At 35.3% G+C, this 22,004-nt stretch carries 15 protein-coding genes; 3 read left to right on the top strand and 12 right to left on the bottom strand.

Going from position 1 to position 22,004, the window contains the following annotated elements; genetic code table 11:
- Positions 1–218: 218 nt before the first annotated feature.
- The 7 genes from ABID42_RS16485 to ABID42_RS16455 all read right to left on the bottom strand — a co-directional run bounded on the left by ABID42_RS16485 (position 219) and on the right by ABID42_RS16455 (position 11,164).
- Positions 219–1,604 carry a replication initiation protein gene (locus ABID42_RS16485; RefSeq protein ID WP_367284604.1) on the bottom strand — a complete coding sequence of 462 codons (1,386 nt, stop codon included), beginning with the start codon at positions 1,602–1,604 and terminating at the stop codon, positions 219–221.
- 736 nt (positions 1,605–2,340) lie between these two features.
- Entirely contained in the window at positions 2,341–3,231 is an 891-nt protein-coding gene (locus tag ABID42_RS16480) for a hypothetical protein (RefSeq protein WP_367284603.1), read from the bottom strand.
- A gap of 4 nt (positions 3,232–3,235) precedes the next feature.
- Positions 3,236–4,183 (bottom strand): ParA family protein, encoded by a 948-nt coding sequence (locus ABID42_RS16475; RefSeq protein WP_323689269.1) that lies wholly within the window; start codon positions 4,181–4,183, stop codon positions 3,236–3,238.
- A gap of 655 nt (positions 4,184–4,838) precedes the next feature.
- On the bottom strand, positions 4,839–6,284 hold the full coding sequence (locus tag ABID42_RS16470) for a TolC family protein (protein ID WP_367284602.1): 1,446 nt from the start codon (positions 6,282–6,284) through the stop codon (positions 4,839–4,841).
- Positions 6,284–9,475: an efflux RND transporter permease subunit gene (locus tag ABID42_RS16465; protein ID WP_367284601.1), complete on the bottom strand. Its 3,192-nt coding sequence runs from the start codon at positions 9,473–9,475 to the stop codon at positions 6,284–6,286. The genes ABID42_RS16470 and ABID42_RS16465 overlap by 1 nt, the downstream gene beginning before the upstream one ends.
- 26 nt (positions 9,476–9,501) lie before the next feature.
- Entirely contained in the window at positions 9,502–10,587 is a 1,086-nt protein-coding gene (locus ABID42_RS16460; protein WP_323689266.1) for an efflux RND transporter periplasmic adaptor subunit, read from the bottom strand.
- 160 nt (positions 10,588–10,747) lie between these two features.
- Complete coding sequence (locus ABID42_RS16455) at positions 10,748–11,164, bottom strand: hypothetical protein (protein WP_367284600.1); 417 nt, start codon at positions 11,162–11,164, stop codon at positions 10,748–10,750.
- 617 nt (positions 11,165–11,781) lie between these two features.
- Between ABID42_RS16455 and ABID42_RS16450 the strand changes: the two genes are divergently transcribed.
- Positions 11,782–12,963 (top strand): ATP-binding protein, encoded by a 1,182-nt coding sequence (locus ABID42_RS16450; RefSeq protein ID WP_367284599.1) that lies wholly within the window; start codon positions 11,782–11,784, stop codon positions 12,961–12,963.
- Between the two features lie 292 nt (positions 12,964–13,255).
- Here ABID42_RS16450 and ABID42_RS16445 read toward each other — a convergent pair whose 3' ends face one another.
- The 4 genes from ABID42_RS16445 to ABID42_RS16430 form a co-directional block, all read right to left on the bottom strand.
- The gene (locus ABID42_RS16445) at positions 13,256–15,169 is read right to left on the bottom strand and encodes a YgiQ family radical SAM protein (protein ID WP_323689262.1); all 1,914 of its coding nucleotides are present in this window, start codon (positions 15,167–15,169) and stop codon (positions 13,256–13,258) included.
- A gap of 219 nt (positions 15,170–15,388) precedes the next feature.
- Positions 15,389–16,285, bottom strand: a complete 897-nt coding sequence (locus ABID42_RS16440) for a helix-turn-helix domain-containing protein (protein ID WP_367284598.1) — start codon at positions 16,283–16,285, stop codon at positions 15,389–15,391.
- A gap of 12 nt (positions 16,286–16,297) precedes the next feature.
- Positions 16,298–17,311 carry a zinc-binding alcohol dehydrogenase family protein gene (locus tag ABID42_RS16435; protein WP_367284597.1) on the bottom strand — a complete coding sequence of 338 codons (1,014 nt, stop codon included), beginning with the start codon at positions 17,309–17,311 and terminating at the stop codon, positions 16,298–16,300.
- Positions 17,312–17,395: 84 nt separating this feature from the next.
- Positions 17,396–18,214, bottom strand: coding sequence for an SDR family NAD(P)-dependent oxidoreductase (locus ABID42_RS16430; RefSeq protein WP_367284596.1), 819 nt, complete (start codon positions 18,212–18,214; stop codon positions 17,396–17,398).
- Between the two features lie 247 nt (positions 18,215–18,461).
- Here ABID42_RS16430 and ABID42_RS16425 point away from each other — a divergent pair, with 247 nt between their 5' ends.
- Together ABID42_RS16425 and ABID42_RS16420 are read left to right on the top strand one after the other, a co-directional pair.
- A complete protein-coding gene (locus ABID42_RS16425; RefSeq protein ID WP_367284595.1) occupies positions 18,462–19,493 on the top strand; it encodes a sensor histidine kinase in 1,032 nt (343 codons plus the stop codon).
- Positions 19,494–20,192: a LytR/AlgR family response regulator transcription factor gene (locus tag ABID42_RS16420; RefSeq protein ID WP_367284594.1), complete on the top strand. Its 699-nt coding sequence runs from the start codon at positions 19,494–19,496 to the stop codon at positions 20,190–20,192. It abuts the gene before it with no gap.
- A 161-nt stretch (positions 20,193–20,353) separates the two neighbouring features.
- Here the strand turns inward: ABID42_RS16420 and ABID42_RS16415 are convergent, their stop codons facing one another.
- Complete coding sequence (locus ABID42_RS16415) at positions 20,354–21,949, bottom strand: Na+/H+ antiporter (protein WP_367284593.1); 1,596 nt, start codon at positions 21,947–21,949, stop codon at positions 20,354–20,356.
- Positions 21,950–22,004 lie beyond the last annotated feature (55 nt).

Raw genomic sequence — 22,004 nt, 5'->3', positions numbered from 1 at the left:
AGAAATTGTTAATGGATATTTTGAAACCGAGCAATGCAATTGACTAATTTTCACAAAGAATCAAAATGATACAATAAAGTTTGAAAATACTATAAAACAGCCTCATATAAAAACAAAACATGAATTATTATAACTAAATCAATAATCTCATCAAGTAATCGGTAATAATCCAATTAAAAAGGGACTTAAAAGCTCCTTTTAGCATCAAATTTGTAGTTTCAGGTTAAAACCTCCCAAGCTCCATTTCTTTGTAATGTGATTTTTTGCTGAAATCTTTCAAAAAACCAATCTGCAAAAACGGTTTCTTTCGTTCTGTTCTCTTTTTCCAAAAGCTTCACTCCTACCGAACTGTTTAATGCTTCTTCATTGACTGAACCGTCTTTGTGAAGAAATAGACTTGAAAATAATTTTTCAGAATATAAACTTCTTAATTCTTCGACGATTCCATGAAATATTTCATGTTTAGACGCAATGGCGAGTTGTTGTAAATAATCTAAAAACCATTGATTAAACTCTCCTTTCCAATATTTTTCAATTTCTTTACTCTTCAATTTCAATTCGGTATTTGCAACAAGTGGCGCAACCTGAACAGTACTTGTCCCTTTCAACACATTCGGATTTTGCAAAGCCCAAGTAACAAAACCAATCGGGTTATGAATATTCTTGCCTTCAAGAATCAATTTATTGGTTTTACTGATTTCCTGTCCTACAGCTTCTATCCCATAAAAATTAATCCATTGTTCCAATAAAGATTTGGTCATTCCTTCCCAATTTTTAGTCACATTCAGCAAATCATCTAATTCACCATCTGTACTTATCTCTTCGGCAATTTCTGGGAAGTATAACATTTTTCCCACGTCTTGCTTATTTTTATTAGGCGTAATCCAAAAAGTTAAGGCTGTAACTGCTCTTCCTGTCTTTACTTCATCGAAAGTAAATTTAATGTCCGTAAATTCCTCAAGGTCTTCTTGCGCTTTTACAATGACTCTTTGCTTAAAATTGCCGTAAAGTGGATATTTATCAACTACATCCAACATTTCTTTCAATTCCTGAATTTTAATTTGCCTCTTGCCTATCGTTTCGTACTGTTTTAGCAATTCATAAATTCTGATGGAAAAAGAGCTTTGTAGCTTCAAAATATTTCTTACATCATACATCAAAAACTGGCTTTGCAATTGAAGCAAGAACGGTTTCATGTCTGGATGAAAGGAAATATCTAAATACTTGGCTGATTTTTCTTCTACAAAGCTTTTAACGCCTGTGGCTATATGTGTGAAGAGTTCCATCTTTCCGTCTGGCGTGTCCATCAACACTCTTATTTCTCGTCTTCCTAAGCGCTCTGCTCCTTGTTTGAGGTATTTGTAGGAATGTCCGTCTTCTTGTAATTCAAAATCTTGAATTACTTCGTGTAGGTAAATTCGATATACTTTAAAATCTTCATCGTCTCGATGAATTTTCATTAACATTTTAGTGAAAACTCGCATTTCCCAAATGTCAAATCTATATTTACCTTCCACCAAACGGTTTGCCTTGCGAATAAGCCTGACAACATTGGTTTCTTTCTCTGTATTGCTATTATTTTTATCGTTTTTGTGCTTTTTCATTCTCTACCGAAATATTACATGACGATTTTGGTAAATCTGTTATATTATCTAACAATTATAGCCTTTTTTTAGGTAATTCTGTTATAGTAACTAGGTAATTCTGTTATACTTCTCGGTAATTCTGTTATAGTAACCGGTAAATTTGTTATATTTAAGCTCATAAGTATCTATTTATCAATTGGTTACGAGCCCCGAAAATACATTAAAAGACATATAAAAGAATTAAAACAAACAAAGAGGAAATTTTTATTTTTGAATGTTGCTCATTTTTATTTTTTCTCTTTGTTTAGAAGGCTTTTATTATAAATTGTAGCTATTATTTACTCCGAAATTGTTGACATTCATAATCAACTATAACAATTTTACCTAAATTCTTCAGAATGCTATTTATTCTTTCGTGATATTTTAAGATAAAGATGTATTTTTCAACAATTCTAAAAGCTTTATAGATGATGTGGTTAAGGTCTGTAATAATAGATAAAATGTAGGCTACAAATTCTGGTATTTTTGTTATAGTTGATGAATTTTTAGTCATTTTTAGCACTCTTTAAAAGTGCAAGCGTTGCACTTTTAGGAATTTTGTTATACTTACAACAAGTGAAGCCTTTTGTACTTTGAATGAAAGGTGCAACACTTGCACTTTTGGTATTTTTGTTATACTTCGAATTTGAATTATAAATTTCCTTGTTTCCTGTACATTCCTAAAAGTGCAACGCTTGCACTTTTAGGAATTTTGTTATAGTACAGATTTTAATTGATATATTTTTTTGATAAGTAAATCGCAATCGGATTCTTTAGCAATGTTATTGGCTAATTCAATAATCTGACTTCTTAATGTTTCTTTAGGAATAGTACTGGCAATAATTGCTGGACTAGATTTTTCAGTTTTGCCGTAGATTTCGTTTAAATCAGCAATTGACTCCACTCCTATATCTTTACGATCGGCTAAAAGTTGGATTTGTTTTTTGCTTAAAGTAGAAGTACCACTCAATACTTGTTCTTGAAGCACTTTGCTTAATTTCGATAAACCTTCCGCAAATTTGCCATCATTTTTAATGGTTCGAACACTTACGTTAAACTCATCCGCTAATTTTTCGGCTACATTTACAGGCTTATTGTCTTCGCCTTGTACTTGCAAGGCTACTCCTCTACTGCCTTTTTGAGTATTATATTTCAAACCTCGTAAATAAGATTCTTCTTCAGGAGTAATATTTCGTCGTCCTAATTGTAAATCAATCATAAATTCTTTGACTTTCTCGATAGATTCAAAGATTTTAAGATTGATTTTAAACTCAATTTTATTTTTCTGGCAAATCGCATAGCGATTATGCCCATCAACTAACACATACAACGTTCTATCAAGGTCATCTTGTTGAAGTTCCGTTGACGTCGTTTCCCAAAGAATTAGCGCATCTTGGCAACCATGCGTAATTAAATTTTGCTCAAGCTGAGTAAATTGCTCTTGACTAAGCGGGCGGATTAAATCTCTTAATTCATCAAGAACGACGATTGAATTTTTAATGCGCTCAACGTCATTAAAGCCACCAATAGGAGCGGGCTTTGGAATGTTGTGTATCGTGGCTACTTCTACTGCACGTTTTTTAAATATCTCTTTTTTCGATCCCATCTGCTTATTCGTTTGAAATTACTTCGTGAGCAAGTTCCATATAGGCTGTTGCTGCTTTTGATTTAGAATCGTATTGGAAAATATCCTGATTCATGTACTGGCTTTGTTTTAAAACCGTTGTATTTTCGATAACGCTTTTAAAAACAGGAATAGAAGGATATGTTTCTTGAACACTTTCCATCATTACTTGATGAATAGTTTGATTTGGATGAACCATCGTGAATAAAAAACCACGTACCTTCAAAGAAACATTCGTATATTCTCTAACAGCCGAGATTTTTTCTAGTAAATTTTTAACGCCATTAAAAGCAGAAGATTCAGGCTGAATAGGAATAATACATTCAGTAGAAGCATTCAAGGCTGAAATCGTCATTAAACTTAAAGAAGGAGGGCAGTCGAAAAGAATAAAATCGAATTGGTCATTCAAAGCCTGAATTTTTTTAGCTAAACGCATTTCAGAACCTACTTCCGTAATCAGTTTTACTTCATAAGTAGCCATTTCAATATCTGATGGCGATAAAAATAAATTGGGTTCAATTTCAATGAGTGGGAGAGGGTCTCGTGAAATCAAAGAAGTAATTACTTGTTTTTCAGGAGAATGAACCCCAAAGCATTGAGATAAATTTCCCTGAGAATCCATATCAACCAATAAAACACGGTATTTCAGTAAAGCAAGTGCTTTACCTAAATTTATAGTTGAAGTAGTTTTCCCAACACCACCTTTGTGATTGATAATAGCAATACTTCTTGCTTTAGAGAAAGTAGAGTCAGTATAACCGTAGTTTCTCATGGCAACTTCTAGTTTCTCTAAATGTTTATTCGAGAATGCCTGAATGCCTTCTAAAGCTTTATAAATGGTAGTTGCAGGTATTTGAGCTTCTTTTTCAAGTTGAGTTCTATTGATAGAAGGGCGTGAAAAGAGAAATTTACGGACAGTTTCAGTCGTAATCATTCGATTTAATGTTTCGATTTTAACTTTTAAATAATAATCAAATATATAATATTTTATATATAAATAAAAGTAAAATATAAAAGTGTATATTTTGAAAGTGAAATTATTATATGTTTTGAAGCAATAAGTCTATTTTTGATTTTAATAATAGTACTTATTCGCACTTTGAATGAATGTTTGTTAATCAAATATTATGATAATTAACGGAGTGAGTAGGAGGGATGTGCGTGATTTAGAACCAGCATTCTCATAAATGAAATCGTGGTTTTGTCCAAAATTTAAATAGATTTCATGGTCATTAATCCATTTTAATACAGGATAAAAAGAGTATTAAAAGGCATATTAGCAAGTAAAATAGATGGTTTATTTTTTGATGAATATGAGATAAGTACAATTTTTGAAACATGCAAAGCATGAAAATAGCCAAGCAAATTGAAGCTTTTAAGTGTTTTTTCAAAAATATTTAGGCATCTTATTTTTGTCAATTTATTGAAAGACAAACTATTAACAGTTTTCAGATAACGGATAACTTGTACGAAGTACTTAAAACAAGAATCTAGTTTTTATTAATCAAAAAAAAGCGGTCAAAAAGAATTTTCGACCGCTTTTTGATTAATATAGAGACAATTAATCTTTATTTTGAGAAATAAACTCATTAATTCCATCCACCACCAAGTGCCCGATAGGTATTCACAAGGGCATTCATTTGTTGCATTCTGGTTTCAATCAATTCCATTCTTGATTCTAATACATCACGTTGAGTCAATAATACTTCCATATAATCAGCTCTGGCAGATTTAAACAACTTGAGCGATATGGCTGTAGATTGCGTAAGTGCCTGTACTTGATTGTTTTTCATCGTGTAGTTTTTCTCCAAATTATCAATATTAGATAATTGGTTAGCTACTTCGATATAAGCATTCAGAATGGTACGTTCAAAATTATAAACAGCTTGTATCTGCTTGGCATTGGCATTTTTATAAGTTGCCGTGATGGCATTCTTATTGATTAATGGACCCGCTAAATCTCCTGCCAAAGAAGACATCAACGTCTGAGGGATACTTGCCAAATAAATAGGGTTAAATGACCTTAAACCCAAAGAAGCCGAAAGTCCTAATGAAGGATAGAAATTAGCTTTGGCAACACTTATATCCAATTTTGCTGCTCCTAATTTGAATTCTGCTTGTCTAATATCAGGGCGATTTTCCAACAATTGAGAGGGAACACCCGCATACATTTTTGAAGGAATTAATTCATTAAAATGTTCTGAATTCCTTTGAACGTGTTGCGGAAACCTACCTACTAGGAAATTGATGCGGTTTTCAGTCTCAACAATATTTTGTTGAATTTTGTACTGAAGACTTTTTGTTTTAAAAACCTCTGCTTCAAACCTACGTACAGCCAATTCGCTTACTTTTGCGGCTTCTTTTTCTAATTTGATAATCGTTAAAGCATTGTTAAGAATATCAATGTTTTTTTGGATGATGTCCAATTGATTATCCAATGCCATCAATTCATAATAAGAATTGGCAATTTCAGAAACAAGATTAGTAACCAAGAAATTTTTCCCTTCGACAGAAGCTAAGTAATTGGAAACTGCCACTTTTCTAGCATTACGAAGTTTGTGCCAAATATCTACTTCCCAACTGGCAAAAGCGCCTAAATAAGTATTGGGTAAGATTGCTGGCGTTGCTTTACCTGGTTTTATTTCAGAAATCTCATCACTTGCTCCTTGACTGGTGTATCTTGATGTTTTTTCAACACCAGCACCACCACCAAGATTAACGAAAGGTAAGTATTCTCCTTTTCGGGCGCTTATTTCGTTCTGAGAAATTTCAATTTCTTGTAAAGTAATGTTTAACTCCTGATTGTTGTGCAAAGCAGTATCAATTAGGGCAGACAAATAGGGGTCAGTAAAATAACTTTTCCAAACAGTTTTTGCTGTGTTGGTAGAGTCCTGAGCGTTATTAAAACGCTCAGGGACATATTTACTTTCCTTTTTTTCAACGATGTTAACGGGTACGACACAAGCCGAAACCGATAATGCTAAGACAAAGAATCCCAAGCATTGACGGGCGATTTTATTGCTTATTGTTTTCATTATTCTTCTTCGGGTTGAGGGAAATTGTCGATTGAATGGACAAAATCTTCGGTTAATGAATCTTCATCTTCGTTTTTAATCAGCTTTCTACCTTCGGCTAAACTTCCGAAAATGTAATACAAGCCCGGTACAATGATTACTCCGAAAATTGTTCCGAAAAGCATACCGCCAAGGGCTGACGCTCCAATGGTATGATTACCAATTGCCCCAGCACCATGTGCAAGAATTAGTGGAATCAAACCTGCGATGAAGGCGAAGGATGTCATCAAAATTGGACGGAAACGTACTTTTGCTCCTTCAATAGCGGCTTCCATTACCGTAAAACCTTGCTTGTGCTTCATCATGGCAAATTCTACAATCAAAACCGCATTTTTCCCCAGTAAACCAACCAACATTACAAGTCCTACTTGTGCATAAATATCATTCGCCAATCCCATTAATTTGAGTAGTAAAAACGAACCAAAAATACCCGCAGGCAATGAGAAAATTACTGACAATGGAATCAAGAAACTTTCATATTGTGCTGCCAATACAAAATACACAAACACGACTACAATCAAGAAAATGTAAATGGCTTCATTTCCTCGAAGCGTTTCATCTTTTGAAAGTGCCGCCCAGTCAATATCAAATCCTTGTGGTAATGTTTCTTTAGCTACTTCTTGAATTACTTTAATCGCTTCACCACTACTGTATCCTTTTGCAGGAGCTCCTCTGATGGCGGCTGTATTGTACATGTTATAGTGGTTAATTTCGTTTGCGCCTTGTACTTTTTTGATTCTCATAAAGGCAGAAAACGGCACCATTTCATCACGATTATTTTTTACATACAGTTTCAAAATATCCGTCGGAAGTCTTCTGTATTCTGGTGCTGACTGTACGAATACTTTAAAGAAACGCTGGAATTTGATAAAACCGAGTTCGTAAGTACTACCGATAAAAATCGACAGCGTATTCATCGCATTACCAATTGAAACGCCTTTTTGCATCGCCAATTGGTTATCTATTTCGATTTCATATTGCGGATAATTCGCACTAAAGAAAGTAAATAAGCCTGTTAGCTCTTTACGTTTCCCCAATTCTTTCATGAAATCATTTTTCACATTTTCCAATTGTTTATAATCACCAGAATTGGTTTTATCTAACAATTGTAAGGCAAAACCGCCCGCTGCACCATAACCCGGAACCGCTGGTGGATCGAAGAATTCAATCGTTGCACCCGGTATCTCTTTGGCTCTTTCTTCCAGTTCATAAATGATTTCATTTACTGAGTGTTCACGTTCAGACCAAGGTTTTAAGTTAATCAAACAAGTACCAGCATTTGAACCTCTACCTTCGGTAAGTACCTCATAACCAGCGATTGATGAAACAGATTGTACGCCTTCTACTTTCTGAATGATTTCTTGTAGTTTACCAGAAATATCATTTGTTCTTTCCAAAGTTGAACCCGGAGGCGTTTGAATAATGGCATAAATCATCCCTTGGTCTTCAGATGGAATAAAACCAGAAGGAAGAATCGTAGTAATACCAAAAATACCAAAACTGAAGGCCAATAATATTCCGAAAGTAAGTACTCGTCGGTTTACGATTAATCTTAGTAAACCTACATATTTACCCGTCAGTTTTTCAAAACCGCTGTTGAAACTATCCAAAGCCCTATTGAGCCATGTTTTCTTTCTTGGTTGTCCATGATTATTTTTCAAAATCATGGCACAAAGTACTGGCGTAAGGGTCAAGGCAACGAAACCTGAAATAACGATAGATGTTGCCATCGTAATCGCAAATTGCCGATAGAAAATCCCTACTGGACCCGTCATAAAAGCTACTGGAACGAATACGGCGGTCATCAATAAAGTAATGGCAATTACCGCACCACTGATTTCTCCAATTACTTTTCTTACGGCATTGTAAGGGGAGAGATGTTCTTCTTCCATCTTGGCATGGACGGCCTCGACGACGACAATCGCATCATCGACCACAATACCAATCGCTAACACAAGGGCAAAAAGCGTAATCATGTTGATAGTCAGTCCGAAAAGTTGCATAAACATAAATGCACCAATCAAGGATACTGGAACAGCAATCGTCGGAATCAACGTTGAACGCCAATCGCCCAAAAAGACAAACACTACCAATGCTACCAAAATAAAGGCATCACGTAAAGTATGAATTACGTTTTCGGTGGAAGCATCAAGGAAGTTAGAAACGTCATAACTGATTTCATAATCCATGCCAGGAGGGAAGGATTTCTTGAGTTGCTCCAATTGTTCTTTTACTTTTCCAATTACTTCGCTGGCATTACTTCCATAAGTTTGTTTAAGTACAATCGCCGCTGATGGATTTCCGTTTAGGTTAGAATAAATATCGTAATATTCACTACCTAATTTAACTTCTGCCACATCTTTCAAACGAAGAATTTCTCCATTTGGGTTGGCTCTGACAATCACATTTTCGTACTCTTCTGGCTTACTAAATCTATCAGAATAGGCTAAAACGTACTCTAAAGCTTCCGAACGACTACCATCGCCTCTACCGATACGACCAGCCTTACCAATAACACTTTGGTCATTAAGGGCTTCCATGACTTCATCTGGCGAAATATTATAGGCTCTCATACGGTCTGGGTTTAACCAAACACGCATAGCATATTGACGGCTACCCAAAATTTTTGCTTGTCCCACACCATTAATCCTTTGTAATTCAGGAATCATGTTAATCCCTGCATAATTGAAAAGGAATTTCATGTTGGCGTTTTTGTCCTTACTGAACAAATTAACGTACATCAACATACTTGGCATGATAGGAGTAATTACTACCCCTTCTCTTTGTACTAATGCTGGAAGTTTGTTTGTGACTTGTTGTACACGGTTTGAAACCTGCACTAAGGCTTCGTCGGGGTCTGTACCCAAATTAAATACAATTTGAATGTTTGCTTCGCCCGCACTGGTAGCATCTGAGGTCATGTATTTCATGCCCCAAGCACCGTTAATGGATTGTTCCAAAGGAATAATCACCGACTCTGCCAGTGATTTAGCACTTGCACCCGGATAAGATGCAGAAACCATAACCATCGGAGGAGCAATTGAAGGAAACTGCGAAGTAGGCAGCGTCTTAATCGCCAGTACGCCCATAAAAATAATAACGAGCGATAATATGATGGCTAATACTGGCCTCTTGATGAATTTATTAAACATATTATTAGTTTTTTGAATCGTTATTACTACTCAGCATACACTCTTAAATTGGCAAGAACTTTTTGAGGTTCTTCATAGTCGTAGGTTATTTTGGAATTGTCTTTTACCTTACGAATTCCCTCAAGCAGTATTCTGTCATTTGCTGAAATACCACTTTCTACAACATATAAATCGGGCATTTCAGCACTGATAGTGATTTCTTTTGAATGCACGATATTGTCTTTTCCTACCACAAAAACATACTTTTTTTCCAGTACTTCAAAAGTGGCTTTCTGAGGAATAATCAAAGCATTTTTGAATGGCACAACCATTTGGATATTACCAGTTTCTCCATGACGCAAAAGCCCTTTTGGATTCGGGAAGGTCGCTCTGAAGGCAATATTACCCGTTTCATTATTGAAATCGGCTTCAATGGTTTCCACTACACCTTGATGGTCGAATAACTGATGATTTGCCATCGACAGGTTTACCGTCATCAATTTATTGCTTTGCGTAGTAGCTTTATAATTCAAATATTCAGCTTCCTGAACGTTGTAGTAAACCCACATTTTGCTATTGTCCGAAAGCGTAGTCAATAAATCGCCTTCTTCTAAAAGACTTCCTAATCTAACTTGGAAATGGTCGATGATACCATCAAAAGGAGCTCTGATTTCAGTGAAACCAAGATGTACTTTAGCGACAGCTAACTCAGCCTTTGCTTTATCTAATTTGGCTTTTGCTAAGGCTAACTCATTGCGAGACACGATATTACTGTCTGCTAATAGTTTGGTGTTTTTATATTCTACTTCTACAAAATTGGCTTCTGCTTCTGCTTTTTGTACTTCTGCTTGGTATTGTACAGGTAGAATTTGAAATAAAAGTTGTCCTTTTTTAACAAACTTACCTTCGTCCACAAAAATTTGTTTTAAATAGCCTCTTTCCAATGCTCTTAGTTCGATATGCTGAATGGCATGAATCTGACAAACATAATCATTCGTAACAGTAGTATCTTTTTGGATAGGACTGGTAACCAATAGCTTGGATTCTTCTTTCTTTTCTTCATCTTTTTTAGATTCACAGCTAGTATGGCACAACAAAGCACCCAAGCTCATGATGATGAGATTTTTTTTCATGATCATTTTCTTTAAATATATAGTTCCGGAAATTTTAGATTGTATAGGGTACAAAAAGACGCACAGCGCTAATGATAGCCTATTAATGTTGACAATAAGAATGAAAATTGAATGGGGAGATGATTAGTGCAATATCAGATTGTCACTAAAAGCATTGGTATCATATTCTGAATACACTGAATACGATGAATAATTTATAAAGAGGATAATGTGAAAAATGCTTACCGAAATGTAAGACTTGAGAAGTATTGAGTACTAAAAAAAGTTTTGCGTACCAGTTATAAAAAGGAGCGGAAGTAATGTAAGTGTTTGCTATATTCTTTTTGTGAGAGATATAGCTTTCTTCATCGTCATCTTCTTTATGCTCTTCCTCAGAATCGTAAAATAAATTTTCACGATTATCATGTGAAATAGTAGTGAAGATGTTTACTAAATCAGGTTGATGATTATTAACACTGATATTTTTGACTGGGGCAAAAAAAGCAACTTCTCTGTTTGTTCGAGCACTTAGCTGATTGCTAAGACCCAACAAGAGAATGCTAATTGAGAGGAGATATTTGAATATTGCCTTTGTCATCAACGGCTAAAGTAATCTACGTTGATTATTCGCACAAAACTTTTAATCTTAAATTTTCAATAAATGACAAAAGTTCTTTTATTATTTATATATTATCTTTTATCGTTTAAATAAATTATCGACTTGTCAAAAACATAGGCTCAATCCTTACAGCAAATTTGCTTCAAAATTGAGCCTATTGTTTATCGTTTTTTATCTCTTACGAAGTAATTTTTCTTTTTCTTTGATTTCGATACAGGGCTTTCACCGATAATCTTATCAATGGTTGCTGTTGTGGTCTTTTCTGTGGTAATACTCAATATTTCCACCATTTATCCAAACGCCCATTGGCGAGCCTGTGCCATTACAATATGATTTTAGTTACTCTTTTCCATCACTACAATATCGGCACGTTTAGAGGTGTCCGTACCAAATAGGATAAAAAGTATTCCCTTTTTTATCTGTAGATTCAAAAATTTTAAGTTCAATTATTTGAATTTCAGCATCTTTAAAAACACTTAGGGAAAACTTTGTATTTTTTAATATTTGGTTGATTTTTTGTTCATTAGGCTACTGATTATAATTATTTCAATATATTTGTCCTTGCAAATATAAATTACAATATTATAATTACAAGGATGATTGCGAGAAATAGCCAAGTTGAAATCATTGAATTGCTCGAAGAATTTCCAGCAGTAAGTATTTTGGGGCCAAGACAGGTTGGGAAGACAACGCTTGCGGAAGAGATAGCATTATCATTAAGTCCTGAACCGATTTATCTTGATTTGGAAAGTCCTATTGATCAAGCAAAGTTAAATGACCCAGAAGCCTATTTTGAATTACACAAGGGGAAACTTATTATTTTGGACGAAATCCAGCGTGTACCTGAATTATTTGCAATATTAAGAGGAGTGATTGACCGCCGAAGAAGACAAGGTTTCAGAACTGCTCAATTCCTGATTTTAGGTTCTGCATCACTTGACCTTTTAAAGCAGTCTTCGGAATCTTTGGCTGGAAGGATTGCTTACAAAGAATTGACAGGTTTGACAGCTTTAGAAGTCAATTCTCTAAGCCAAACCAGTATTGATATGCTTTGGCTTAAAGGGGGCTTTCCAGATAGTTTTCTTGCTAAAACAGAATCAGCCAGTTTTAGATGGCGACAAAACTTTATCAGTACTTATTTGGAAAGAGATATTCCACAATTGGGAACAAGAATACCTGCGGTAACATTACGCAGGTTATGGACAATGTTGGCACATCATCAAGGAGGACAATTAAATACAGCACAATTAGGAGCAAGTTTGGGAATAACTATTCCAACTGTAAAGCGATATATTGAATTATTAGAAGATTTATTTCTTGTCAGAACTATTCTGCCGTGGTCTGGAAATGTTGGGAAAAGATTAGTCAAAACTCCCAAAGTTTATATTCGTGATAGTGGATTGACTCATGCTTTGCTGAACCTTACTACTCAAGACGATTTGTTGGGGCATCCAATTGTTGGAGCAAGTTGGGAAGGTTTCGTTATCGAAAATATCATTGCTTGTTTACCTCAAGGGTTAACATTTTGGTTTTACAGAACTTCAGCAGGAGCAGAAATAGATTTAGTCATTGAAATCAACAATCAAGAAAGATATGCCATTGAGATAAAACGTTCTTTATCACCTACGGTTTCTAAAGGTTTTTATTTGGGCTGTGAAGACATAAAAGCTACAAAACGCTACGTAGTTTATCCCGGAAAAGAAAGCTATCCTTCTGCTGAAGGAGTCAAAACTATTTCTTTGGTAGATTTGATGAAAGAATTACAAGGTGAAGTTTAAATTGTGAATATTAATTGTCTAACGACTTTAAACTCCTAAAATAGTTTTGTGCGAATATTTGAAACATAAATCATCTCAAATTTTAAAATCAAAAAGCGGTCGAAAACTGAATTTCCGACCGCTTTTTGATTGATAAGACACAGATTATAAGTATCAATGCAAAATTATGAATTATAAATTATGAGTTATAGTGTTCATTTTCAGTAACTTAATTTTTAATCAAAAATAATCATGCACTGCCACTTAGGTAATGAAATTTCATAATTCATAACTAATAATTCATATCTCAATTTTATCGCTTAAAATAATTCTTTCTCTTTTTCGCTTTTGCTGATTCGCTTTCACCGATGATTTTGTCGATAGCCGCTTGCTTTTGACTTTTTAAAAGTCGGTCAGCTAAATCTGGACGATTGAGTTTGTGTAAACGCTTACGAATCCAATCTTTAAATTCTGGTTTGTACCAGAAAAAGTAATTGTTCTGATTTTGCTTTTCCTCTTTCGTTTTTGCCGTTTTAATAGGCAATAAAGTATATGGATGTACACCAGAATAATAAATTACTTCGGCAACCGTCATCGGCGTAGGAGTGAAGTCTTGTACTTGTTCCAATTGAAAACCTAAATCCTTCGTTTCAGCGGCAAGATTTGCCATATCAGCTTCTTCACAGCCGGGGTGAGAAGAAATAAAGTAAGGAATCAAAGGTTGTTTCAAGTTATGTTTTGCCTGAATGTTATCGTATTTTTCCTTGAACTTTCTGAAATACTTAAACGATGGCTTACGCATTACTCGCAAAGTAGCGTCTGAAGTATGCTCTGGAGCAACTTTCAAGCGACCAGAAACGTGGCGAGTAACCAATTGTTCCATGTAAATATCATGGTTGCCATCTTGGTTGTTTTTATTGAAATCATCTACCAATAAATCATAACGAACACCAGAACCCACAAATGCTTTTTTGACACTTGGATGAGCATCTACTTTTTTATAAATCTCTGTCAAAGGCGTATGAGAAGTATCTAAGTTCGAGCAAATTACAGGGTGAATACAACTTGGACTTTGGCAACGGTTACAAATGGATTCATCTTTCCCTTTCATTTGGTACATATTCGCCGAAGGACCACCCAAATCTGAAATATAACCTTTGAACTCAGGATGATTCACGATTTGATCAACCTCTTTCATAATCGACTTTTCACTACGAGAAGCAATAAATTTGCCCTGATGTGCCGAAATCGTACAGAAACTACATCCGCCAAAACAACCACGGTGCATATTAATCGAGAACTTAATCATCTCGTAAGATGGAATCGGTCCTCTTTTTTTATACTTCGGATGTGGCATACGAGTATATGGCAAATCGAAAGAAATATCCATTTCTTTTTCCTCCATCGTTTTGAAAGGAGGATTAATTACCAACGTTTTATCAGCTACTTTCTGAATAATACGATTCGCTTGCCATTTGTTCGATTCTACTTCTACTACTTTGAAATTGGCAGCGTATTTGAGTTTATCTTTCAAACAAATTTCATGGCTTGAAATTTCTACCGTGTCCCAGTTATTGAACTCTCCAAGAGGCTCAGATGCAGGCTGTAAGTAAGAAATCTGGTTGACATTACGAATGGTATCTAAAGGAACGCCTTGTTTTACCAAACGCAAAATCTCACGAAGCGGTTGTTCGCCCATGCCATAAACCAACATATCCGCACCCGAATCGAATAGGATAGAAGGCAACAATTTATCTTGCCAGTAATCGTAATGCGTAACACGGCGAAGCGAAGCCTCAATACCTCCAATCAATACTGGAACATCAGGATATAGCTCTTTTAAAATTTTGGTATAAACTGTAGTGGCATAGTCAGGACGATAGCCCGCTTCGCCACCTGGCGTATATGAATCATTTGAACGCAAACGTTTGTTGGCTGTATAATGATTCACCATCGAATCCATACAACCAGCCGTTACGCCAAAGAAATATTTTGGTTTTCCTAATTTTTTAAAGTCACGTAAATCATCTTTCCAGTTAGGTTGAGCCACAATCGCAATTTTGAAACCCTCACTTTCGATGATACGCCCAATTACAGCCGTTCCGAAGGCAGGATGATCTACGTAGGCATCTCCCGAAATCAGAATTACATCCAATTCGTCCCACCCACGTTTTTCTACCTCTTTTTTGGTCAGAGGCAACCAGTCAGTTATTGGTCTTTCAATCATGATGTAAAATTACACAAGAAAGGAATGATAAAAATCATTTTTCTACAATAATTAAGCAAATACTGTTCTTAATTAATGGCTATTGAATTTATTTTCAGCTCATTAGATTTAATTTTCTGATTATGACAGCAATTACTTTGTTCTTGTTATGCCAATAACTGTTTTGGAAAGAGATTTGTTTGGTGGACATTTACCAGAGTAATGAGCCATACCTGAAAATCAATTCATACTCAAATCTTTAAACTGAACGGGTGTAATGCCCACTACTTTTTTAAATAGCCGTGTAAAGTAAGGTGGGTTTTCAAAACCTAATTGATAGGCTGTTTCTGCAATGGTATTGTCGCTACTCAAAAGTAAATTTTTAGCTTCATCAATCAAGTAAATATGGATATGGTCTAAAGCTGTTTTTCCAGTTTCTTGTTTTAATAAATCGCTTAAATAGCGAGCAGAAGTATTAAGCTGTGCCGCCATTGAAGTAACGGTGGGTAGCCCTTCTACTTGTAATTGCCCACTTTCAAAATAATGATTCAGTACTTTATTAAATTTAGAAACCATCGTTCCCGATAATGTTGTGCGGGTGATAAACTGTCTTTTATAAAAGCGTTGTGCATATTTTAAGATAGAATCAAAATGTGTCAGAATGATTTCTTTGCTAAATTCATCTTGATTGTTTTTATATTCAGCATCTATTTTATGATACAGTTCCCATATCGTTTGCTCTTCTGAAGGCGATAAATGCAAGGCTTCATTGGCTTCATAATCAAAATAATGGTACTCCTTGATTTCGTTGTGTAGGCGATGACCCAACAGATAATCTTCATGAATAAAAATCACAAAAGATTTCTCCGACAATGCTACATTATTGATTTCAACCACTTGTCGTGGTTTTACAAAAGACATTGAACCATTATCGTGGTCATACTTGGTTTTACCATAGCTAAAAGTACCAGATTTGATTTTCTTGAATGAAATCATATAAAAATCACCAGTAAATTTATTTCCTCCCCAAGAGCAAGTTGTGAGTTCCTGACAAGTCAACAGGCTCATCATTGGGTGTTCTGGTAAAGGATAGCCACTTGTTTGATGTAATTCCGAAATTGTTTTATAATGGTTCATGCCTTTTGATGGTTAAAATTTGATGGCCAATTTACCAATCGTTTTTCCTGACTCTAATTGCGTATGGGCTTTTTTCAAGACATCTGCTGATAATCCATGAAGTGTTTCTTTTAAAGTACCGACCAATACGCCTTCATCCAATAAATCAGCTACTTGATTCAAAATATGATGTTGCTGAATCATGTCTTCGGTTTGGAACATCGAACGAGTGTACATTAATTCCCAAGAGAAACTAACACTTTTTGTCTTTAATTTATTCAATAAAAGGGGTAATGCACTGCCTGTAATGGAAGCAATATGTCCTTGTGGTTTGATGAGTTCAGCCATGATATCCCAATAAAAATTGGTATCTACAAAATCAAGGATAAAATCAACAAATTGGAAGCCTTCATTGCGTACTTCATTGACTAAATCTTGATGATTGACGACTACGTCTGCGCCCATTTCTTTACACCAAGCAATACTTTCAGGACGAGAAGCCGTTGCAATCACTGTTAAGCCAAGCAGTTTTTTGGCTAATTGAATGGCAATAGAACCCACACCACCAGCGCCACCAATGATTAAAATGCTTTTGCCTTTATCTTTTTCAAGACTCAATCGCATTCTATCAAATAAGATTTCCCATGCAGTTAAGGCTGTCAATGGAATCACAGCCGAAGCTTCGTCGCTCAAAGTAGTTGGTTTTTTGCCTACAATTCTTTCGTCGATTACTTGATATTCAGCATTCGAGCCTTGTTTGGTGAGGTCGCCAGCATAGTAAACGTCGTCACCTACTTTAAATAAAGAAACATTTTCACCTATAGCTTCCACTGTACCCACGGCATCCCAACCAATGATTTTTGGATGCTCCAAAACGCTGTCTTTGGCTGCACTCTGTCTGATTTTAAAATCTACAGGATTCACCGATATTGCCCTGATTTTCACCAATAATTGATGTTGTACAGGAACTGGTTTATCTGTTTCAAAATCAATAAAACTATTTTCTTCTACGATAGGAAGAGAGCTTTTAAATCCAACTGCTTTCATGGTTATCTGTTTTTGTACGCTGATAGCTTTGAATGGCTATCAGCGTTTTAGATTTCAAACGAATTTTCACAAAGATATGTTCAGCTACTTGCCATGAGCTTGGGTACTTATTTCTTTACAAGCATCCCAAGTCGCTAAACGTTGCTCATAAACTGCCTTGGCAACAGGATAACCAATTTTACCCAAGAAAAGACGCAATGGAGGTTCAGGACTATTAACTAATGCCAAAACAGCATCAACAGTAGCACTCGGAACACCATAGTTATCAGGATTATAAGTACTTTGGAAAGCAGTTTTCATCTCATCATAAGCCTCTATTCGTTCAGATTGTGCTGATGAAGCACCTGCCCAATCGGTTTCATAACCATTAGGTTCAATCAAAGTAACCTTGATGCCAAATGCACTTACTTCGCTGGCTAAAGTTTCAGTTAAACCTTCAACAGCAAATTTTGAAGCATTGTAAAGTCCTAAAGTTGGAAGTGTAAAGATGCCCAAAACGCTACTTACTTGGATGATATGCCCACTTTTTTGCGCTCGCATATAAGGTAAAACAGCTTGCGTCACCCAAAGTAAACCAAAGAAATTTACTTCCATTTGTTGTCTGGCTTCTTGTTCTGAAGCCTCTTCTACCGCTCCGAATAAACCATAACCTGCATTATTAATCAATACATCAATTTGTCCGAAATGCGCATGAGCTTTTGAAACGACTTCAAAAACTTGTTCACGATTGGTAACATCTAATTGTAAAGGAAGAATTTGATTCCCAAATTCTTCAGATAAATCTGCTAAATCTTGTAGATTTCTGGCAGTAGCAATTACTTTATCACCATTTTGTAAAAAGGCTTTTGCCCATATTTTCCCGAATCCACGAGAAGCGCCTGTAATTAAAATCGTCTTTGTCATATTTTTGTTTTTTTTGATGTGACAAAGTTAAGGGATGCCTTTCGGCTCAGACTTATACAAAAATCGGTACTTATGATACATAATGACGTAGCGTTTTTTATCTATGTACTCAATAAGAGTCTAGTCAATTCTCAAAATCAACAAACGTCGTTGGTGGCAAATAAGAGTAGTTTGTCTAATTTTCAATCCATTAAAAACCGTTCTTTTATAATTAATCATACATTTACTCATCAAATACAATGATTAAATGAACAACCGTCAAAATTCCATTAGTTTCAATCTTAGTTTCTGGGTGCTATACTTTTTGTATGAATGGCTAGGAATGGGTGCCGCTACGGATCAATATTATGTCTATTTCCTAAAAGCCTGTACCTCTTTTCCGATAGCCTTTGTGGTGTCGTATTTATCAATTCATTTGTTATTTAACAAATTTTATCTCTCGAATAGAAAAAGCATTTTTTGGATAGGACAAATCATCGTAGCCTTGGTTTTTGTCATGCTCAAACGCTACATCAATTATTATTACTTGTATCCTTTGTATCATATCGAAGGCACTTATAAACCACTTATCTTTTTACCCAAAATTTTAATTGAGTTCGTCAATCTTTACCTGATTGTTTCATTATACGGAATGTTCTTTTTTGTAAGAAGTTGGTATCGTCAGCAACAGGCATTGCAAGAACTTAAACAAGAAAAAATTGCCGCTGAACTAGAGCTACTCAAATCGCAAGTTCAACCGCATTTTATCTTTAATATGTTGAATAATATTTATGCGGGTGCGTTCAAAAATAGTCCAGAGACGGCTCAACAAATATTAAAACTTTCTAACCTGATAGAGTACAGTCTTTATGATTCTAAAAAAGAAAAAGTGCCTCTACAGGAAGAATTAGACTATATTAGCAATTATGTAGATTTACAAAAAATACGCATTGGCGATAGGTTAGACGTCTCTTTTAATATTTTCGATAACATCAGCGGTTTTCAAATACCCCCTTTATTACTGTTGCCCATTATTGAAAATTGTTTTAAACATGGCGTAAATAAATCCATCACTCAAGCGTGGATACGCATGGATATTTCAGCCAAAGAGAGAACCATAACTTTTAAAATAGAAAACAGTATTGAGCCAGAGAATGACACAAAATTGACGCAAAATGGAGGATTGGGCTTGAAAAATGTAAAAAGAAGATTAGAGTTACTCTACCCAAATACGCATGAATTCGATATTTATCGAGAAGAAAATAGTTGTTTAGTCGTCTTAAAAATCCTTGTCAATTAAATGAATCGCTGCTTAATCATCGATGATGAACTCCCAGCCAGAGCACTCATCCAAATGTACTTGGAAAACCTTCCAGATTTTGAAGTGGTTAAAACATTAGACAATGCTGTAGAAGGCTTTGTTTATTTGCAAAATCACAGCATAGATTTATTGTTTTTGGATATTCAAATGCCCAAAATGACAGGCTTAGAACTGCTAAAATCCTTACAAAAAAGACCCAAAGTGGTGATGACAACCGCCTTTCGGGAATATGCCGCAGAAGGTTTTGACTTAGATGTTTTTGATTATTTAGTAAAACCCATCAGTCAAGAACGCTTTCTTAAAACCATTTCAAAATACTTATACTTTCAGGAGGTTACGCAACATGTTGAACCACCCAAATCTAACTATGACGACGCCTATATCTTTTTTAAAGTAGGGAAGGAGCAGATAAAAGTATTTCTAAGCGACATTCTATACATCGAAGGCTTGAAAGATTATATCAAAGTATTCACCAGCCAAGGCATGTATGTCGTTTATGAAAGAATGGGTTTTATGGAAGCCAAATTACCAGAATCCAAATTTGTACGCATCCATAAATCATTCATCATTGCAGTCGATAAAGTATATTCTTACAGCAACGAATGTATCAAAATCAACAATCAAAAAATCCCCATCGGCAGAATGTATAAACAAGGGTTTTTGAGTCGGGTTTTATAGCTAGCGTCGTTGGTGGCTTATCATCGATGTTTGTCTAAATTTCAATGCTACTCAAACATTAGCTTTATAATTTATGATACTTTTACTCATTCAACCGAATCTTGTCCATAGGAATGGGATTAATCTCATTCCTATGGATATATTTTCAAAGAATAATTTCCCTATATTTTTCGCTCTCTAATCTTATACTCCTCAATATCAATCAGAGCGTGATATTTTCTAATCAATTCTTCATCAAACTCATCAAGATGATTAATTTCATTCAATAAATTTCTTTGTTCTTCTAACAATTCAAGGTAAATAACTTGATTCTTTTTGACCGTAAATCCTTCGAAAGTATCCTTCGTTTCAATGGCGTGACTTAAAAAGTTTAGTTCAATGCTAAGTCTTTCGTACAAATTATTAATGTGTGCATTTTGAAGGCAATTCTTCCCATATTTTTCTTCTAAATATTGTAATGAGTTTTGTGCCATTTTATGTTGAATACTTACTTCCTGTTCCTTTTCAGGAATTGCATTATCAACTAATTTTACCTTTTTAATAAGCCAAGGAAGAGTAAGTCCTTGAAAAACTAAAGTGACTAAAATCACAATAAAAGTGATAAATAGAATCAGGTTTCGATTTGGAAAAGCCTGACCTTCTTGAATAACCAAAGGAATAGAAAGCGCAGAAGCCAACGACACTACTCCACGCATACCTGCCCAACCATGTATTAAAGGCAATTTCCAACCCGGATTGGGGTCGGCTACACGAATGTAACGGCTGATAAAACGAGTAAAAACAGAAGCTCCCATCGAACAAATGATTCTGCTAATAATCAATACTAACGAAATGGCTAAACCATACCCAATGGCTTTTTCTAAACTGGTATCACCCAGTTGTTCTACTACCGAAGGCAATTGAAGTCCAATCAGCATAAAAACCAAACCATTGAGGACAAACACTAAACTACCCCAAACATTGGTACTTTGAATTCTACTCATATAAGTAAGCATACTTTGTCGCTTACTTGATAATAAAAGTCCCCCACTTACTACCGCCAGTACGCCCGAAAAATGAAAATGCTCAGCGGCATAATACATAAAATAAGGTGTGAGGAAAGTTAAAACAACTTCTATACTGGGTGTGGTAGGTAACCATTTATGAATGGCGAAGAAAATAAATCCAACGGCTAAACCAATCAAGGTACCCATTAAAATGACAGAGAAAAAGCTATTGGTCGCTTCCTGCCAATGAAATTGTCCAGTAATAACAGTTGCTAAGGCAAAGCGAAATACAATTAATGAAGAAGCATCATTGAGTAAACTTTCGCCTTCTGCAATACTCAAGAGTACTTTTGGTACTTTCAACTGACGCATGATAGTGGTTGCAGAAATGGCATCGGGGGGAGAAATGATTCCTCCTAACAAAAAGCCAAGGGCTAAAGTAAAACCGGGAATCAGTGCTTGAGAAACGAATGCAATGACGCAAGAAGTAATAATTACAACAGGGAAGGCAAAACTTGTGATTGCTCTTCGCCATTTCCAAAATTCCTTCCATGAAGTTTGCCAAGCGGCTTCATAAAGTAATGGAGGCAGGAAAATAAAAAAGACTAAATCGGGCTCAATCGTAATGTTAGAAAAGATTGGAAACAAGCTAAGTGCCAAACCTCCCAATACTAAAACGATAGGATAGGCAATTTTTAACTTGTTGGCAATCATGACCAAAGCCAAAATGATTAAAATAAGCGTTACATATTCAATGAATAAACTTTGCATGAAAGAAGGTTTTAAAAACGTATAAGTCTAAGAGTTTTGATAAGAATGTAATTCC

It is taken from the genome of Arcicella rosea, assembly GCF_040543805.1.
Taxonomy (GTDB): Bacteria; Bacteroidota; Bacteroidia; order Cytophagales; family Spirosomataceae; genus Arcicella; species Arcicella rosea.
The sequence above is the reverse complement of the archived record's forward strand: the minus strand, read 5'-3'. Positions and strand labels throughout refer to the sequence as shown.

What these genes read in the sequence shown, in the direction of transcription:
- ABID42_RS16485 (WP_367284604.1), bottom strand. Translation starts at nt 1,604, where the DNA reads ATGAAAAAGCACAAAAACGATAAAAATAATAGCAATACAGAGAAAGAA.
- ABID42_RS16480 (WP_367284603.1), bottom strand. Translation starts at nt 3,231, where the DNA reads ATGGGATCGAAAAAAGAGATATTTAAAAAACGTGCAGTAGAAGTAGCC.
- ABID42_RS16475 (WP_323689269.1), bottom strand. Translation starts at nt 4,183, where the DNA reads ATGATTACGACTGAAACTGTCCGTAAATTTCTCTTTTCACGCCCTTCT.
- ABID42_RS16470 (WP_367284602.1), bottom strand. Translation starts at nt 6,284, where the DNA reads ATGAAAACAATAAGCAATAAAATCGCCCGTCAATGCTTGGGATTCTTT.
- ABID42_RS16465 (WP_367284601.1), bottom strand. Translation starts at nt 9,475, where the DNA reads ATGTTTAATAAATTCATCAAGAGGCCAGTATTAGCCATCATATTATCG.
- ABID42_RS16460 (WP_323689266.1), bottom strand. Translation starts at nt 10,587, where the DNA reads ATGAAAAAAAATCTCATCATCATGAGCTTGGGTGCTTTGTTGTGCCAT.
- ABID42_RS16455 (WP_367284600.1), bottom strand. Translation starts at nt 11,164, where the DNA reads ATGACAAAGGCAATATTCAAATATCTCCTCTCAATTAGCATTCTCTTG.
- ABID42_RS16450 (WP_367284599.1), top strand. Translation starts at nt 11,782, where the DNA reads ATGATTGCGAGAAATAGCCAAGTTGAAATCATTGAATTGCTCGAAGAA.
- ABID42_RS16445 (WP_323689262.1), bottom strand. Translation starts at nt 15,169, where the DNA reads ATGATTGAAAGACCAATAACTGACTGGTTGCCTCTGACCAAAAAAGAG.
- ABID42_RS16440 (WP_367284598.1), bottom strand. Translation starts at nt 16,285, where the DNA reads ATGAACCATTATAAAACAATTTCGGAATTACATCAAACAAGTGGCTAT.
- ABID42_RS16435 (WP_367284597.1), bottom strand. Translation starts at nt 17,311, where the DNA reads ATGAAAGCAGTTGGATTTAAAAGCTCTCTTCCTATCGTAGAAGAAAAT.
- ABID42_RS16430 (WP_367284596.1), bottom strand. Translation starts at nt 18,214, where the DNA reads ATGACAAAGACGATTTTAATTACAGGCGCTTCTCGTGGATTCGGGAAA.
- ABID42_RS16425 (WP_367284595.1), top strand. Translation starts at nt 18,462, where the DNA reads ATGAACAACCGTCAAAATTCCATTAGTTTCAATCTTAGTTTCTGGGTG.
- ABID42_RS16420 (WP_367284594.1), top strand. Translation starts at nt 19,494, where the DNA reads ATGAATCGCTGCTTAATCATCGATGATGAACTCCCAGCCAGAGCACTC.
- ABID42_RS16415 (WP_367284593.1), bottom strand. Translation starts at nt 21,949, where the DNA reads ATGCAAAGTTTATTCATTGAATATGTAACGCTTATTTTAATCATTTTG.